Origin of the sequence: Bradyrhizobium sp. BR 1432 (assembly GCF_051547705.1) — a bacterium.
GTDB classification, from domain to species: domain Bacteria; phylum Pseudomonadota; class Alphaproteobacteria; order Rhizobiales; family Xanthobacteraceae; genus Bradyrhizobium; species Bradyrhizobium zhanjiangense.
On sequence record NZ_JBPUGF010000003.1, the window covers coordinates 535,151 to 550,743 of the forward strand.

12 protein-coding genes and 4 pseudogenes are annotated in these 15,593 nt (G+C 58.8%); 8 read left to right on the forward strand and 8 right to left on the reverse strand.

The window, feature by feature from the left end; all coding sequences use genetic code 11:
* Positions 1–292 precede the first annotated feature (292 nt).
* The 3 genes from rfbH to ACSKB8_RS02750 are packed head-to-tail and all read left to right on the forward strand — an operon-like array spanning position 293 to position 1,798.
* A complete protein-coding gene (gene rfbH / locus ACSKB8_RS02740; RefSeq protein ID WP_438102335.1) occupies positions 293–1,342 on the forward strand; it encodes a lipopolysaccharide biosynthesis protein RfbH in 1,050 nt (349 codons plus the stop codon).
* Entirely contained in the window at positions 1,266–1,676 is a 411-nt protein-coding gene (locus ACSKB8_RS02745) for a DegT/DnrJ/EryC1/StrS family aminotransferase (protein ID WP_438110358.1), read from the forward strand. The genes rfbH and ACSKB8_RS02745 overlap by 77 nt, the downstream gene beginning before the upstream one ends.
* Positions 1,673–1,798 (forward strand): hypothetical protein, encoded by a 126-nt coding sequence (locus ACSKB8_RS02750; protein ID WP_438102336.1) that lies wholly within the window; start codon positions 1,673–1,675, stop codon positions 1,796–1,798. Before ACSKB8_RS02745 ends, ACSKB8_RS02750 begins: the two co-directional genes overlap by 4 nt.
* A gap of 150 nt (positions 1,799–1,948) precedes the next feature.
* On the opposite strand, the gene ltrA is transcribed toward ACSKB8_RS02750, so the two are convergent.
* Positions 1,949–3,322 (reverse strand): group II intron reverse transcriptase/maturase, encoded by a 1,374-nt coding sequence (gene ltrA / locus ACSKB8_RS02755; protein WP_438102338.1) that lies wholly within the window; start codon positions 3,320–3,322, stop codon positions 1,949–1,951.
* Between the two features lie 646 nt (positions 3,323–3,968).
* Here ltrA and ACSKB8_RS02760 point away from each other — a divergent pair.
* Positions 3,969–4,957, forward strand: a pseudogene (locus ACSKB8_RS02760) (IS256 family transposase); the annotation flags it as partial.
* A gap of 244 nt (positions 4,958–5,201) precedes the next feature.
* On the opposite strand, the gene ACSKB8_RS02765 reads toward ACSKB8_RS02760, so the two are convergent.
* A complete protein-coding gene (locus ACSKB8_RS02765; RefSeq protein WP_438102340.1) occupies positions 5,202–5,609 on the reverse strand; it encodes a hypothetical protein in 408 nt (135 codons plus the stop codon).
* Positions 5,610–5,782: 173 nt separating this feature from the next.
* On the reverse strand, positions 5,783–6,136 hold the full coding sequence (locus tag ACSKB8_RS02770; RefSeq protein ID WP_438102341.1) for a hypothetical protein: 354 nt from the start codon (positions 6,134–6,136) through the stop codon (positions 5,783–5,785).
* 614 nt (positions 6,137–6,750) lie between these two features.
* Between ACSKB8_RS02770 and ACSKB8_RS02775 the strand changes: the two are divergent.
* Both ACSKB8_RS02775 and ACSKB8_RS02780 read left to right on the forward strand, forming a co-directional pair.
* Positions 6,751–6,969: pseudogene (locus ACSKB8_RS02775) on the forward strand (transposase); the annotation flags it as partial.
* Positions 6,970–7,250: 281 nt separating this feature from the next.
* A pseudogene (locus tag ACSKB8_RS02780) lies at positions 7,251–7,394 on the forward strand (transposase); the annotation flags it as partial.
* Positions 7,395–7,771: 377 nt separating this feature from the next.
* Here ACSKB8_RS02780 and ACSKB8_RS02785 read toward each other — a convergent pair.
* The 3 genes from ACSKB8_RS02785 to ACSKB8_RS02795 all read right to left on the reverse strand — a co-directional run bounded on the left by ACSKB8_RS02785 (position 7,772) and on the right by ACSKB8_RS02795 (position 10,664).
* A complete protein-coding gene (locus ACSKB8_RS02785) occupies positions 7,772–8,818 on the reverse strand; it encodes an NAD-dependent epimerase/dehydratase family protein (RefSeq protein WP_438102342.1) in 1,047 nt (348 codons plus the stop codon).
* A gap of 917 nt (positions 8,819–9,735) precedes the next feature.
* Entirely contained in the window at positions 9,736–10,329 is a 594-nt protein-coding gene (locus tag ACSKB8_RS02790) for an IS3 family transposase (RefSeq protein ID WP_438102344.1), read from the reverse strand.
* On the reverse strand, positions 10,329–10,664 hold the full coding sequence (locus tag ACSKB8_RS02795) for a hypothetical protein (RefSeq protein WP_438102346.1): 336 nt from the start codon (positions 10,662–10,664) through the stop codon (positions 10,329–10,331). The genes ACSKB8_RS02790 and ACSKB8_RS02795 overlap by 1 nt, the downstream gene beginning before the upstream one ends.
* A gap of 1,473 nt (positions 10,665–12,137) precedes the next feature.
* Between ACSKB8_RS02795 and ACSKB8_RS02800 the strand changes: the two genes are divergently transcribed.
* Both ACSKB8_RS02800 and ACSKB8_RS02805 read left to right on the forward strand, forming a co-directional pair.
* Positions 12,138–13,097 (forward strand): lysylphosphatidylglycerol synthase transmembrane domain-containing protein, encoded by a 960-nt coding sequence (locus ACSKB8_RS02800; protein ID WP_438102348.1) that lies wholly within the window; start codon positions 12,138–12,140, stop codon positions 13,095–13,097.
* Between the two features lie 38 nt (positions 13,098–13,135).
* Entirely contained in the window at positions 13,136–14,470 is a 1,335-nt protein-coding gene (locus ACSKB8_RS02805; protein WP_438102350.1) for an NAD(P)/FAD-dependent oxidoreductase, read from the forward strand.
* Positions 14,471–14,579: 109 nt separating this feature from the next.
* Here ACSKB8_RS02805 and ACSKB8_RS02810 read toward each other — a convergent pair whose 3' ends face one another.
* Positions 14,580–15,011 (reverse strand): hypothetical protein, encoded by a 432-nt coding sequence (locus tag ACSKB8_RS02810; RefSeq protein ID WP_438110879.1) that lies wholly within the window; start codon positions 15,009–15,011, stop codon positions 14,580–14,582.
* A 79-nt stretch (positions 15,012–15,090) separates the two neighbouring features.
* Positions 15,091–15,579: pseudogene (locus ACSKB8_RS02815) on the reverse strand (glycosyltransferase family 2 protein); the annotation flags it as partial.
* Positions 15,580–15,593: the final 14 nt, after the last annotated feature.

Here is a 15,593-nt window from a genome sequence, read left to right on the forward strand (position 1 = left end):
GGAGCAACCATTCCATTCGAGCTGCAGTACCGGCAATGCGGCAAATATGCGGTCGCACTAGCGGTTGAGGGAGGCATTGCGGCCAATGATCGCTCGACTCGATGCGCACAATGAAATCTACGCTGCACCGATGCACCGTGGCGTAACGCTTGGCCCACTCATAGACGACCGGTGGCGCGAGATTCCGTCGAGGCGCATACCGATCTGCGCCCGAGGCGTTACTACTGCTGACGGTTTGTGAAGGAACCACGTCAGTGCATCGAATCTACCGTCAAACCTCCGGGAAATTATCATGACAATCGAATGCACACCGGCATGCCCGCCTGTCGATTCGGTCCTGCAGGCAGAGGACATCCGACGCGAAATCCATCAGCTGGTCGAACGCTACTACACGCTGACTCATGCCCGGAAACTCTTTTCCGCGGGTCGTTCGTTGGTGCCTGTCTCCGGTCGCGTCTTCGACGCCACTGATGTGAAGCATGCGGTGGATGCTTCACTAGAATTCTGGCTCACCGCGGGGCACTTCAACGATGAGTTTCAGGCCAAGCTCGCACAGCGCGTCGGGGCACTCTATGCGCTCACGGTCAACTCCGGTTCGTCGGCAAATCTGGTTGCTTTTTCAGCTCTCACCTCGCCCTTGCTCCGGGAGCGCGGGTTGGAGCCCGGCAGCGAGGTCGTCACGGCAGCAACCGGATTTCCGACGACCGTCAACCCATCTATGCTGTGGGGGATGACGCCAGTCTTCATCGATATCGACATTCCCACTTACAATGTTACCCCCGAGCTCGTCGAGGCGGCGATAACTCAGCAAACGCGCGCTATCATGGTGGCCCATACACTTGGGAATCCATTCGACGCGACGCGGATCGCTGAGATTGCCAAGCGGCATAACCTTTTTCTCATCGAAGACTGCTGCGACGCGCTTGGTGCAACGCTCAACGGGCGACATGTCGGGACATTCGGCGACATTGGCACCCTGAGCTTTTATCCCGCCCACCAAATTACGATGGGCGAAGGCGGAGCGGTTTTTACCAGCCATCCTGGATTGCGCCGGGCGATGGAGACTTTTCGCGACTGGGGCCGGGACTGTTATTGCAATCCCGGCAAGGACAACACCTGCAACCGCCGCTTCGGCTGGCAGCTCGGAGATCTTCCACATGGCTATGACCATAAATACACGTATGGTCACCTCGGTTTCAATCTGAAGATCACCGATATGCAGGCCGCCGTTGGCCTCGCTCAGCTCGGTCATCTTGAAGATTTCATTGCCGTGCGGCGGCGCAATTTCGACTGGCTGTGGCAGGGTCTACGCGGAACTCGAGGACTTTTTCATCCTGCCTGAGGCCACGGCGAATAGTCAGCCGTCGTGGTTCGGTTTTCTGCTTACGGTACGTGAATCAGCGCCGTTCAGCCGGGACGAAATCGTACGACATCTCAACGATCGGAAGATCGGCACTCGCTTGCTTTTTGGCGGCGATCTCACTCGGCAGCCCTACATGAAAAATCGGCACTACCGAATACATGGAAAACTGACCAACAGCGATCGCGTGATGAACCAGACGTTCTGGATCGGTGTCTACCCCGGTCTTGGGGCTGCGGAACTCGATTATGTAATAAGCACGATCGGTGATTTCTGCCGCGCCCGGCTCGCCACCAATCGCACCAGTAGACCATGAACGGATCCGAATACATTGCCGAATTCCTGGACCGGATCGACAGCACGCGCGCCTTCACGCTCACGGGTTCCTGCTGCGTCATGGTTGATCGTCGCATCAACTCGATGGACCTAATCCCGTGAGCTTGCCGGCCAGGCTCGCGCGACGAAGACGCAAATCCTCGACTACGTCAAGGCGCATCGCTCGTCACCGGGTGGAAAAGGGACAACAAAGCCTCGCGCTGAGGGCACCACACAAAGACACACGCACTCTCTGGGTCGTGGTCGAGTAGCTCAGCCATTTGGCTTCGCCCTCACAGATCCGGGCAGGCGGATTTCCCGCACCCGGCTCTTCCCGAGGGTAACCCGCGTCATATCCGCGCCTGCGCCCAAGTGCGAGTGATGCGTGGGACGGGCAGCCGGAAGCGTGCCGTCAGGGTCTCGAACTCCGACCAGCCCATGCGCCGACTTTTCTGGCTGCGCCGTCTCAGACAGCGCATCCAGGTCCGACGCACTTCGCGGTAGAAGCCGTTGAGCGCTGGATAATTGTGCGGCCTGCCGTAGTAGCCGTAGTGTCCACGCAGAACAGCGGCGAACCACTCGTGCTGCGTGGCCAGTGACTCGTGCATGAGCCGCCAGGCGTCCTGGCGCAACGCCGTCAGCTTGCGCGTCAGGCGTTTCCCTTCCGATGAACCGGCCGTCCCGGGTCCGCCCGCAGTAGTGGGTGAAGCCGAGGAAGGCGAAGGTCTCGGGTCGCCGCTCGCCGCGCCGCTGACGCGAGAGGGCCGCGAACCGGCCGAACTCGATCAGCCGCGTCTTGCCCTCATGAAGCATCAGGCCAAAGCTGACCAGCCGCGCCTTGAGGGCCAAGAGCATCTCCTGCGCATCCGCCTTGCTCTCGAAGCCCATGACGAAGTCGTCGGCATAGCGCACGGTCACAACGCGACCACGTGCATGGCGACGGCGCCATTGGTGGGCCCAGAGATCGAGGACGTAGTGCAGGAAGACGTTAGCGAGGAGCGGGCTGATGCCCGCCCCTTGCGGCGTACCCCTGTCCGTTTCTTGCTTCTCGCCGCTCTCAAGAACGCCGGCCCGCAGCCACAGCTCGATGAGCCGCAAGATGCGAGGATGGGCGATCCTGTGCGCCACCATCCGCAGCAGCCACTCGTGGTCGACCGAGTCGAAGAAGCTGCGTATGTCGGCATCGAGCACCCAGTTGACACGCTGGCTCATGATCGCCGTATGCAGGGCATCAAGCGCCATCTGAGGATTCCGCCCCGGCCGGAAGCCGTAGGAGAACCCGAGGAAGTCGGCCTCATAGACGGCGCTCAACATCTCGGCCACGGCGCTTTGGACAATCTTGTCCTCTAGCGCCGGCACACCGAGAGGTCGCTTACCGCCATCGGCTTTGGGGATGTAGACTCGCCGCACCGGCTGTGGCCGGTAGCGACCGGTGTGGACCCCTCCGCAGAGGTCGCGGATGTTATCCGTGAGCCTCTCTTCGTACTTCGCCACCGTTACCCCATCGACCCCCGCGCTGGCCTGCCGCTTTTGTCGTCGAAACGCCCGAAGCAGAGCGTCCTCGTCGATGTGATGCAGCAAGGCAGTGAACCGGGTTTGGGCAGCCCGCTTGGCCGCCGCGTTCACCCGCACGAGATTCGACGGCAAGGTAACCCGGCTCCGTGTCCGGACCCTGGCCTTCTCGCGCGGGCTCCCCTCGGGCTGGTCCCTTCCCTCCATACATCTCGTTTCCTTCGACGACTTCACAGGTACTATGGACCAGTCCGACTCCCGACCTCAGCTCGGACCGCGGCTCTGGCAGTGCCTTGCCGCTGTCCCCCACTGGAGACCAATCCAATGGACCCGGTCGGGCCTCTCATGTTCCGATGATTACCTTCCATGCGTGATCCGGCCATCGACCCCGACGGAGCGGCATCGTCTCGCTATAACGACGATGCTCATGCCGCCTTCGTGACTAGGGAACACACTCGGCCTCCGCGAACATCCACCTTTCGAGGCTCATTCCCGCACCCCGCATGGCTCCTATCTACACTTCGGACCCCACGTTGCCGCGACGCCCGCAAGACTCGGTCCCGGCTTGCCTGCTTCGGCTTTGGCCGGATGGGACTTGCACCCACAAGCAATCATCAGCTCGGCATGACGTACTCCCAAGGAGTGGTGTAGCTGATAGCTAAGCCGCTCGCGACGCGCGCCTCACATAGCGCCGTAGCGAGCGAGCGGCTTTGGGGGTGGCCACCGATGATTCGTCGGTAAGGTTTGGGTTGCGACACCAACCTGATTCGAGGAACCACCGATGACCGACGACATGATGAACCTGCGTGCGCTCGTGGAGAAGACCCCAGATGCCGATCTGTTGCGCGAGATGATCGGCTTTGCCGCCCACCGGCTGATGGAGCTGGAGGTCGAGGGCCTGACTGGGGCGGCCTACGGCGAGAAGAACCAGGAGTGGCTGGCCCAGCGCAACGGTTACCGCGACCGGAGCTGGGAGACCCGCGCCGGCACCGTCGAGCTTCGCATCCCCAAACTGCGCAAGGGCTCCTACTTCCCGGGCTTCCTCGAAACGCGACGGATGGCTGAGAAGGCGCTCACCGCCGTGGTGCCGGAGGCCTACGTCCAGGGGGTCTCGACCCGCTCGGTGGACGATCTGGTGCAGGCGATGGGCATGACGGGGATCTCCAAGAGCCAGGTGTCGCGGCTGTGCGGCGAGATCGACGACAAGGTGAAGGCCTTCCTCAATCGCCCGATCGAGGGCGACTGGCCCTATCTGTGGATCGACGCCACCTACGTGAAGGTCCGCCAGAATGGGCGCATCGTCTCGGTCGCGGTGATCATCGCGGTCGGGGTCAACGGCGACGGCCGACGCGAGGTGCTCGGCATGGACATTGGCCCGTCCGAGGCGGAGACGTTCTGGACCGCGTTCCTGCGCAAGCTGGCGCGGCGGGGCTTGCGCGGCGTCAAGCTGGTCGTGTCCGACGCCCATGAGGGGATCAAAGCCACGGTCGGAAAGGTTCTCAACGCCACCTGGCAACGCTGCCGCGTCCACTTCATGCGCAACGTCCTGGCCCATCCGGCAAGAGCGGGCGGCGCGTCGTCTCCGCCTTCATCGCCACCGCCTTTGCCCAGGACCACGCCGAAGCGGCCAGGGCTCAGTGGCGCAAGGTCGCCGACCAGCTCCGTCCCAAACTGCCAAAGCTGGCCGCCTTCATGGATGAGGCCGAGCCCGACGTGCTCGCCTATATGAGCTTCCCGCCTCAGCACCGTGCCAAGCTGCATTCGACGGATGAGATGGGCAAGCGAGTTTTATGACCGCGCCGCGAGTGACGATTGCGGGAATCGCGTCCATTCTTTCGTTCGGCCGCGCCGCGGGCCATTCTTCCGTCCCGGCCACCGATCTCGCAGCCGCCGCGCGCAGGGTCGGTCAAGGCCAAGCCGCGCGGTGGCCGCAAACGCGGCCAGCCTTGACCGACCCTGCGCGCGGCGGCATGCTGGCGTGGAACGGGACTGCATTCCTGGCTGGCACTTGCCGTCACCGGCGGTTATGGTTGTCGGGCGCCGGCGACCTCGTGGCGAAGCGTGACGCGTCGGCTGCAAGCATCACCGGACTGCCTATTTTGTCCTGCCGAACTGGGGCGCCCGCGCGCCGGTCTTTTGGGGCCGCCGCGGTTTCCACTTCGACACCAATCGTTCTTAGCTTCGCTCCGCTGGCGGCAATCAACATCTCACGGTCGCGCAGCACCTTGATCTTGTAGGCATAGGCTGGTCCACGCCGGCTGCCTTTCTGTTGCGGATGCCCGGCTTGAAGCTGCATCGCGCGGGTCTTGTTGGCGACCAGCGCCGGCCGCGCCCACAGGTAATCCTCGCCGTTTGTCAACAAATGCCAGCAGAGCACAGTGAGCTTGCGAGCCACGGCAACCGCAGCGATCTGATGGGCCACGCCGGGCGCGGATGCGCACGAAAAAAGCATGCAGTGGACCGGGCGCCTTGGCCGCGGCCCAGGCCGCCTCGACCAGCATGGCGCGCGCGTGACTGCGGCCGATCTTGCTGATGAGACCGTGACGGGCGGCTCCAGTCCCGACTGCCGCGCCCGCGGGTTCAGCCCGAAATAGCTCACCAGCTTCTGCGGGCTGTCGAACCGATCGCCGCCACTATGCCGGCGGCAACCGCCAGATTGACGCCGGTGATCGTCATCAATCTGTTGACCGCGAGATCGTCGGTGGCGACCTGCGCGATCTCGCGGTCGAGCAGAGCCAGATCTTCTGCCAGCCGTTCAAGCTCGCGAACGTGCCGATCGATGGCCGCTCGTTCATCGTCCGGCAACTGTTGAGCGGCCAACCACGCCCGGCCGCGGGCGTTGAAAAGATCCGCATGTGGGCACTTCGGGACCAAGTGTGCGTGCAGGATCGAATGCACCTCGTTCTTGAGCCGCGTGCGATGCCGCACGACCTGGTAGCGCCGCGCCACCAGCCGACGCTTGCGTTCGGTCTCCGCGTCAGGATCCAGATCTGCGGCAGGTACCCGGCCGCCTGCAGACTGGCGAGCGTGCCGGCATCGATCTTGTCGATCTTAACGTGAGCCTGGGCGATCGCTTTCACCTGCAGCGGACTGGCGATAATCACCCGTGCCACGAACGGCGCCGGAACCCGCGACACCGCCATGCTGTTGCCGGTCGCTTCGAGCACAACCTCATCACTGGCCAGCAGGGTCTTGCCAAATCCCTCCAGCGCAGTCCGCGTCATATCAATACGGCCCGCGTGCCGAAGTCTGCATTCTCCCAAAACACCAGCTCGCCGAAGCTTCGGTGGACATCAATGTCAATTACCCGTTGCATTCGTCACCTCCTGTCAGACACATGATGACGGGAGCCTGCGGGCGACACGACAACTACGGATTCGCGCTCCCAGCGCAACCGGGCGAGTCGCAGAGGCGGCCAGCTACTAACTCGAGCTCTCGGCTCATCGAATAACATCGGCCTGCCCGCACTTCGTGCTCCCGGTGCCTCTGTCCTGATGGTCGCACCATACGCCACGATGTAGCAACACCGCAGCCGAACGTTGGCACCGAGACATCTCATACCGGTTACCAATCCGCTCGAACGGGTCAACGGCGAGATCAAGGGGCGAACCGAAGTGGTCGGCATCTTCCCCAATGAGGATGCCATCACCCGTCTGGTCGGTGCCATCCTGCTTGAACAGAACGACGAGTGGGCGGTCCAGCGCGGCCGCTACATGACACTGGAAACGATCGCGCCGTTGGGCGATGATCCCGCCGTCAGCTTCCAGGCAATCGTCACCTGACCGATCCGGCCCATGCCGGCGAATGCGGTGACCCGCAATCAGCCACACCACGCCACGGGACACGATCCACTCGCAGAGAAGGGCACTTATCCGCTATCCTACTGACTGGAGGTAGGCCACACGACTACCCGATCGCCAAGCATCTATCCGCAGAGCAAAGCCGCCGAAGCATACTCGGCGACACCGCCTAGTCTAGACGAGGGCAACGAATTACGCGAGAAACCGGGCGACGGCGGAACTAAGCCGGGTTACTCCAACCGCAGCAATAGGATACGACTGCTCAGCTTCAACAAGCCCTCTACGAGCTTCGCTGGCGGGTCGAGAGCGCCTTCAACAGACTGAAGGACTTCAGGCGCATCGCAACCCTGCGTGAAAAACTGGCACGCAACTGCTTCGCCTCCGCCTGGCTCGTCGCAGCGCTTGTATGGTGGGTGAACTCTATTCAGGCCGGCGAACCCCGGCCAACTTTCAAGACGCCGCCTAATGTCGCTCCCGCCACATGATACTTCATTTTAACATAGCGCGCTATAATCGCGACGGAAGGATTTGGTTGCGGGTTCGATATCTTTTGTGCGTGCAGCCAGCGCTACACCTCACTGGGTTCATACCAGGCGTCTGATCCCCTTTTCAGGAATATTGCGGCAAATACCCGTCGTGGGATGGCATCTCGATACAGCGCGCTGCGGGTCAAAATTGAACAGTGCTCACGCACTCAGATCCTGCCACGTGAGCTCGATTTGACGAGACGGAAGCATGATAGGCCCGAAAGATGTCCGATGCTGTAAGCAGCTCTCTCATCCCGTCAACTGCATTTCCTCCATTCCAATCTTTCATTCAACCGACCTGCCTGCATGTGACCCTCTAACACCTTGAGACGGATCAGATTGGAGGAGAAAAACTCGCCATCTTTGAAGCTCATCCTCTTTAGGCCGGAGATCAGGTTCTCGATAGACTCGTCAAGTTTAACCACTGGCTGATGATGAGGCGCCAGAGAGCGGAACAGGCCGAAATCCACCTTATAGGAGCGACTGTCCACAGGAGCAGACGTATTGATGAGAACGTCGGCACCCGGAACCTTGCTAGCAACCGCGTTGGCAAGTTCCTTCACTTGATAGTTGTGATCATCCGAACCCACATTGATCGCCAGGAAACGACCTCCTGCTTCTGCCGAACGAACAATGGCCCAGTCGATTGCGCGCGCCATGTCCGCGACATCGATCAACGGACGCCACGGTGTCCCGTCAGACAACACGCTGATCTTCTGCCGGCTCAGAGCGCAAGCGACAAAATCGTTGAGGACGAGATCAAGCCGAAGCCGATCAGACATTCCACAAGCCGTGGCGAAACGAAGGCAGGTGACGACCATATTTGGATCAATGGTCGCGAGCTCTTGTTCGGCACCAATCTTCGACTTCGCATAAGTCGTAATCGGATTGAGAGCATCACTTTCTTTTCGGGCCGGTCCATCGGAAATACCGTAGACGCTGCAGCTCGATGCAAAAACAAAATTCCTAACCCCGGCTGCGGCGGACGCTTTTGCGAGAGCAATTGTTGTGTCCCGGTTAATATCCAGTGTGACCGCCTGGAACCGGCTGCTCATCGGATCGTTGGAAATCGCAGCTAGTTGAACGACTGAGTCATATCCTGTCAGATCAATGGACGTCCCCCGAACATCGCCATAGAACTGCTGGTCAAGACAGCGTTCCGGCAGGAACCCACAGCCCGTCAAACAGTGCGCAAAATATGCATTATCAAAGCCGTCCAGCGTTACGTCTGGTCTTCTCGCCCGCAAAGATTTTGCGACCTCAGTCCCAACATATCCCATATTTCCGATGATCAGAATTCTCAAGGGCGGAGTCTCCTTTACTCGTCGCGGATCGGGATTTTAGAGATCCCATTGAATCGTCTCCTATCCGGTTCAAGTTGGTAGCATCAGGCTGCAAGCCTTGTTTCATCTGACGAAACGCCGCAGCCCCGACCGGAATCTTCGCTCGGAGCGCGCGATAAACAGCTCAAACCCAATCCAATTCAGCCACCTGGATTTGGTGAGCGCACGCTCTCCAGCTTGTTCTTTGACCTTCAGGAGCTTTCGCTGCAGTCGATGGATGTTGTTGCTGGATTTTTCTGCAAGCAAACCTCTCCTTCGTGATCCGTCGTGCACACGTTGGCCTTACGAGACGAAAGAGCAATCCGCGTGCCAAGTTGGCGCGAAAGCAGATTGCGCCTTCACCCGCCAGCATCCCCTGATTCGATCTCGTGGCCTTGGGAGATTGACCCATCAGGCGTGTGATCAACATCTCTCGAAACTGCATTGTCCGTTCGCTGATCACTGTGCCGTTCGGGCGCGCCCGGGGCAATGAAGGTCGTGAATCTGGGCGACCGCGTTGGAGCCGAGGTCGGTTAAAGTCTGCCTCTTTCCCAGTCGACTAGGATCGTTTGAAGAGATTCGGCAGACAATCGCACGAATTCAGAGGAGCGACTGCGGACCCTTCGTCTGAAGTGGAGACCCCATGCATGGCACCACGGGACCGGTTTGTTAGTTAGACTCACGGCCGCTTCGGATGTCCTGATATCACGCTGCGAACACCGCTGTCTGCTGCTGTTGTTGCGGCTCTGCGGGCATGTGGGCAACGCCTCGGCGTTGTCCAAGCGCAGCGTCATGTCCACAGCCTATTCAACGAGTCCGTTAATGCCTTCGCACCAAGCCGCCATCGGCGCGCGACGATTGAGCGCCTGATGTCGGTGACGGGTGTTGTAGAAGGCGATTCAGGCGGCGATGCCGGCGTAGGCCTCGCGGCCGTCGGCGTACCCTTTGCGGTAGATGTCCTCGTGCTTGAGCGAGCGCCACAGCCGCTCGATGATCCAGCGACTACGGCCGTCCATCGAGGTGCGCACGTCGGCCGCCATCAGCGCGCCGGTGAAGGCGGAACTGGTGAACTGGCTGCCCTGGTCCGTGTTGAAGATCTCCGGCCACCCGAAGCGGGCAAAGCTTTCCTGCAGCGCACGACGCAAAGAAGGACACGTCCATCGTGTTCGATAGCCGCCATGCCAGCCGCCCGGCTCGCCCAGTCCATGATCGCCACGAGATAAAGGAAGCCGCGGCCGATCGGAACGTAGGTGATGTCGGCGCACCAGATCTGGTTGGGGCGCTCGATCGCGAGGCCTTGCAGCAGATAGGGGAAAGATCCGGCTCGGGCTTGCTGGTGCGGGGCTTCGGCCCGGCGCCGTGATCCTCATCTTGCGCATCAACCGCTGCACGCGCTTGCGATTAATGGCATGGTCTTCGGCGCGCAGCATCGCCGTCACCCGCCGCGAGCCGAGGAGCGGACAACTCGTGAACAGTTCATCGATCCCCTGCATCAGCGCTGGATCGTCATCGTCGTTGGCGGTACGTCGTGGCCGATGACGCTTGAGCGGGCGGCGCCGAACAGCTGGCACCGCCCGCGCACCGATAGCTTACCATGGTTGCAGTCGACGAGCACACTGTGATCGGGGGCGCTCATTTTCCGGACCTCTTCGCTAAAAGATCCCAAGCGACCGATCTTGGCGTGCAGCTTCTCGATCTCGCGCTCGTGCCCGTCTGCGCTGTCGCCGCTGCCGCTCTCGAACGCCCGCGCCGCCTGATCCAGAAGTTGCTTTTTCCAGGCGTAAATCTGGTTCGGGTGCACCTGATAGAGCTGCGCCAGATCGGCCACCGTCGCATGCTCCCGCAGCGTCCAGCGCGATCTTCGCCTTCAGCGCCGCGTCAACTCCTCCGTCTCGTCCTCTGCGTCATTCTCCGCTCAGTCGGTTGCGACGGAACGGCGCAAAATCCAATTAGTCAACCTCCGATTTTCGGGGTCCACTTCAGGCGATCCTATGAAGCTGCGGCCGTATGCACATACACGACGAAATCCAAATTGTAACGGTAGCCTGTAGAGCAGACTTATGCGGCGCGCACCATCGTTACCGCTTTGGCTGGGGAATGTCTCAGCTTCTTTCCGGCGACGACATTGATTTGAAAATGATGAACGGCGACGGCGCTCCTTGCTAAGTCGAGAGATTTGGTGGCCAATGACAGTTGGTGGCTGAGAACGCCGCGTGTTCAAAGTGTCAACATTGGGCGAGGCCACGATCGCAAGTTCGATTTTATCCATCAGAGCCGCAGCGTCTTCGACTAGTACCGGCACCATGTGATCGGCGCGACAAACTGCATGACGGTTGATGAGGCATCAATGCTGAGCGCGCGGTGGCGAGATCGCCCTAGGACACATCATCCTCAAGCAAATGTTCGAGGTCGGATCGACAGGCGACGGCGATCATCTTAAGCTTCCATTTTTCTCTACCATCTATGTCCGGTTGATGACGCCGCTGTCGCGAATCTGACAACGCGTCGCGGTTATTCCAGCGGGCATGCTGGCACGCTTGGTTTTTCGCTCCCGGTAAGCGAGCAAGCACCATGCTCCACGAGTGGCACGCCGATTGCTAAGAGCAAAGAGCCGCCGCGACCAAAGCCGGTCGTAGCGGCCCGGTCCCGGGAGTTCCGGATGAGACTTGTCTTATTGATCCAATGCTATGCTTATGCTGCTTATGCTTGGAAATACAGGAGCGGCGAACATCAATGTGGGACTCCTCGAACTTCACCGAGCCGGTCAACGCTTCAAGAGGAGGCACTGTTGACCTTCGGCACGATCGGACAGTCAGCCCGTTCATCCACGCCGCGCCATTACCAATGCTGACTATTCTGGACCGCTTTGGCAAGCCATCGGCGAGGGATGGATAAGATCCAAATGCACGGCTTCAAAAACCGTGAGCGTGGGTCGCTGGAGGTTGCTGGCCCGGAACATCGTCGCTTTTACTGTTGGGTGGTGCGGTGTGGCGTCGGCTGGGCAACGGTCTTGACCAGCTCGCGTCGCGCAAGCTGAACGATCGAACGGGCGTCCTCGATCCTCCTCGCCGAATTTCCCTTGAGATGATGCGCGGCGGTCCTACTCCGATCGCAAGCGCAAGGCTGGAGCCGTTCGGCTTTTTAAGTTTCAGGCATGGGAGCATCCATGAGAGCATCAGAGAGATCGGCGCCCCCGGAGCGATCCGTTCGAGTGCCCGAGGTGAGCGCGTGTGGATCGGTACCGTCAATGAATGAGGCAACTAGGCCGGGGCTCTTTTTTTGGTTCCGCCGATGTTTTAGCATGATTGTGGGTATCCTTATTAGCTTCGCCTGCATTGGATACATCATCTCGCAAATAGATCTCGCCGGTGTGCGCCACGCTGTGGCGGGATTTGAGTGGCCGTACCTGCTGTTTGGTCTAATTTCGTTTGCCTTTGGATATGCGTCGCGCGTTCTTCGTTGGACGGTTATGTTGCGCTCGACTGGCGCTCCAATTTCGATTAGTGCATGCGCCGGCGCGTTCATGGGATCTATGGCCTTGAATAATGTTCTTCCGGCGCGTCTGGGTGATGTGGTTCGAGCTTTAGTGTTTCCCGCGGCCTTAGGTGTAACGAGAGCCATCTCGACCGGAACCTTAGTGCTCGAGCGCTTGACCGACTTGCTTTCGGTTTTGTCGTTTTTGGCAGCAGGTCTCGCAGCTACTGACAAGGTGGAGCTTAGCACAGGTTTGAGAATGTCCGCACTTCTGCTAGCTGCCGGCGCGACAGTTGTGCTGATCACTATAGTTCTTTGGAGTAAAGTTTTCGCTGAGCGGCTTCAACGGCCGATGTTGCGAAGCTGTGGGCGCCGCGACAAAGCCATCCGGCCAGTACTGGAAGCGTTCGCTCTGTTGTTTTCATGCTTCGACGCAATGTCCAGGCCTACTGTGCTCGTAAATATATTTTTCCTTTCGGCATTGGCATGGGCCGGCGAGGTTGGCCTCTTTTGGTCGCTTCTGATTGGACTTGGCCTTCCGGCGAATGCGAGCTCTGGCGTGCTCGTTATGGCGATCGCGGCTCTAGGAACATTGATTCCCTTGTCTCCTGGGTATGTTGGGCCGTTTCATCTGGCCGCTTACGCGGCCGTATCATTTATTGGGGGGACCTCGGATCAGGCGGCTAGCTTTGCTGTTCTCGCTCACGCATCGGTTTGGCTTCCCACTTCCCTGATTGGAGGATTGGCAATCCTAATGAACCCTCGCCTTTTTAGGCTGCGAACGTAAGTCCCCGTAGATTATGTCATCCCAAAGAACCTGACCAAATGGTAGAAAACAGCAGTTATGACGTAGTAATCGTTGGTGGCGGATTTACCGGCCTAACTGCCGCGTATGATCTTACTAAGGCAGGTAGAAAAGTCGCCGTGCTAGAGGCCGACTCAAGGCCGGGCGGTCTCGCCGGAACCTTCGCATTTACGGATGGCGTCAGAATCGAGAAATTCTATCATCATTGGCACAACCACGATCTCAACGTCCCAGAACTTGTTCGGGAACTTGGGATGGACGGTGATGTCGTCACGTTGCCAACCAACACTGGTATGTTCTTCAATGGTCGCTTGTGGAGACTTTCGACCCCGTTAGATCTTCTTCGCTTTGATGCATTAAGCCTATTCGATCGCTGCCGGTTAGGCTGGTTGGTCTTCAAAGTACGACGCATAAAGGATTGGCGCGCTATAGAACATCTCAGCATTCGGGAATGGCTAGAGCCTCTCGTTGGGAAGCAAGTTTACAAGATTGTTTGGGAGCCGCTGATTACAGCAAAGTTTTCGATCTATGCGGATGCCGTAAACGCTGTCTGGATGTGGAAGAAGCTGGTTCTTCGAGGAAGCACGCGCAATGACAAAGGTGAGGAGGAACTTGCTTACTTTAAGGGTGGTTTTGGTCGTCTCGCCGAGGCACTTGTAAATGCGATAAGAATGGGGGGCGGAGAAGTGTACTTCGAGACTAAAGCGACTGATGCAGTCGTGAAAAATCAGACGATTTGTGCGATGAAGACTTCGCATGGAGAATTTGCCGCGCGACAGTATATTTTTACACCCGCATTTCCTATAATAGCGCGTATTCTTCAAAATTCGTCGGATCAAGACTGGTTGGCCAGCCTACAACAGGTGAATTACCTAGCAAATATTTGTTTGGTCCTCAGATTAAAACAGGGCCTATCGAACACGTATTGGTTGAACGTGAACGACCCAGGTTTCCCGTTCGTAGGCGTGATCGAGCACACGAATCTTGATGCTCCCGAACACTACAAGGACAGCCACGTCGCATTCCTCTCGCGCTACCTTGCCAAGGAAGATCCAGTCTGGTCGTACAGCGACCAACAGTACTTCGAATTTTCGCTTGCGCACCTCAAACGAATGTTCCCTAAGCTGGATCGCAGCTGGGTAATTGAGTACAACGTATGGCGCGCAGATTATGCGCAGCCCGTCACCGAGAGAGGGTATTCGCAATATGTACCTGGACGCAAGACGCCGTTCGACAATGCCCATATATCCACTATGGCGCAAATATACCCGGAGGACAGAGGGACGAATTACGCAATCAGAGAGGGACGCGAGATAGCAGCTGTGGTCGAGAGCCAACTTGCTGCCGAAGCGTGACGTCGCTCCTTGGAACTAAATAAGGAGCAGCGAACCAACCGCGCAGCGCCGGACCAAAGCCACTAGGATACTCGTTCAGCCGGACAAAGAAGCAGGCTATATGCGGAGGCTAAAGCTTGATTTCGTCCGCCCGAAAGTTGAGAGCATCCTCGACAATGGCGAGAGGTTCGCCACGCAAGATTAGATAAATATTGAGCAGATATTCTCCAACGATACCGAGCAGAAATGCATGCAGGCCTATCCCGAACAAGAGCAGCACGTAAACGCTGGCGAACACGCGCGGATAGTCCGGCTGAACGATCTTCTCGATGACGAAATACAGCCCGCCGATGATACTGATCAAGAGCGCAGCCGCTCCGACAAAGGAAGCAAGGCGCAACGGAGCCACCGAATGATTGATAACTGCGGCAAGCCCTAACTGGGTAATTCGCACGAGGTTGAATTTGCTTTGTCCGAGCGTGCGAGGATCCCGCTTGTAGGAAACGCCGATCTGCTCGAACCCGAGTCCGGCGATCATACCGCGAAGGTAAGGACTCGGCACATTCATTCTCGTCAGTGCGTTCGAGGACCGCGCGATCGATCAATCGGAAATCGCCTGCGTCCCTGGGAATGGGGTGCTCGCTCAACTTGTCGATTGTCCAGTAGCCAAGCCGCCGAAACATATTGATCGCGGCGCCTTCAGCTCGCACCCTGCGAATGCCGTATACAACCCGGTGGCCCGATCGCCACAAGTCAAAGAACTCGGCAAGAAGTTCGGGCGGATCCTGGAGGTCGGCATCGATCTGCATCACGGCGTCGCCGCGCGCATGCATATAGTTGGCGAGAATTGATCGTTGATACCCGACGTTCTTGCTGAAGCGAATGGCCCTTACGCGGGAATCCTTGCTCGCCAGCTGCGAGAGCTTCGTCCAAGTCAGATCATTTGAATGGTTATCGCTGAACACGAATTCAAGTGTGCAGAGCCCCGCCATTGTTTCGCCTAGACAGCAAAGTCGCTCGTACAGTGCATCGAGATTGTCGGCCTCATTGAGGACGGGGATGGCAATCGTGATCAACGGGAGGGGCGATTGTCGACCACTTTGAGTTTTGAAAGGAGCTTCCTGGGTCATGACTCGGCACTGCC

Excerpts from the sequence above, each read along its gene's own strand:
- rfbH (WP_438102335.1), top strand. The coding sequence starts at position 293 with ATGACAATCGAATGCACACCGGCATGCCCGCCTGTCGATTCGGTCCTG.
- ACSKB8_RS02750 (WP_438102336.1), top strand. The coding sequence starts at position 1,673 with ATGAACGGATCCGAATACATTGCCGAATTCCTGGACCGGATCGACAGC.
- ACSKB8_RS02790 (WP_438102344.1), bottom strand. The coding sequence starts at position 10,329 with ATGCAGGGGATCGATGAACTGTTCACGAGTTGTCCGCTCCTCGGCTCG.
- ACSKB8_RS02800 (WP_438102348.1), top strand. The coding sequence starts at position 12,138 with ATGATTGTGGGTATCCTTATTAGCTTCGCCTGCATTGGATACATCATC.
- ACSKB8_RS02805 (WP_438102350.1), top strand. The coding sequence starts at position 13,136 with ATGGTAGAAAACAGCAGTTATGACGTAGTAATCGTTGGTGGCGGATTT.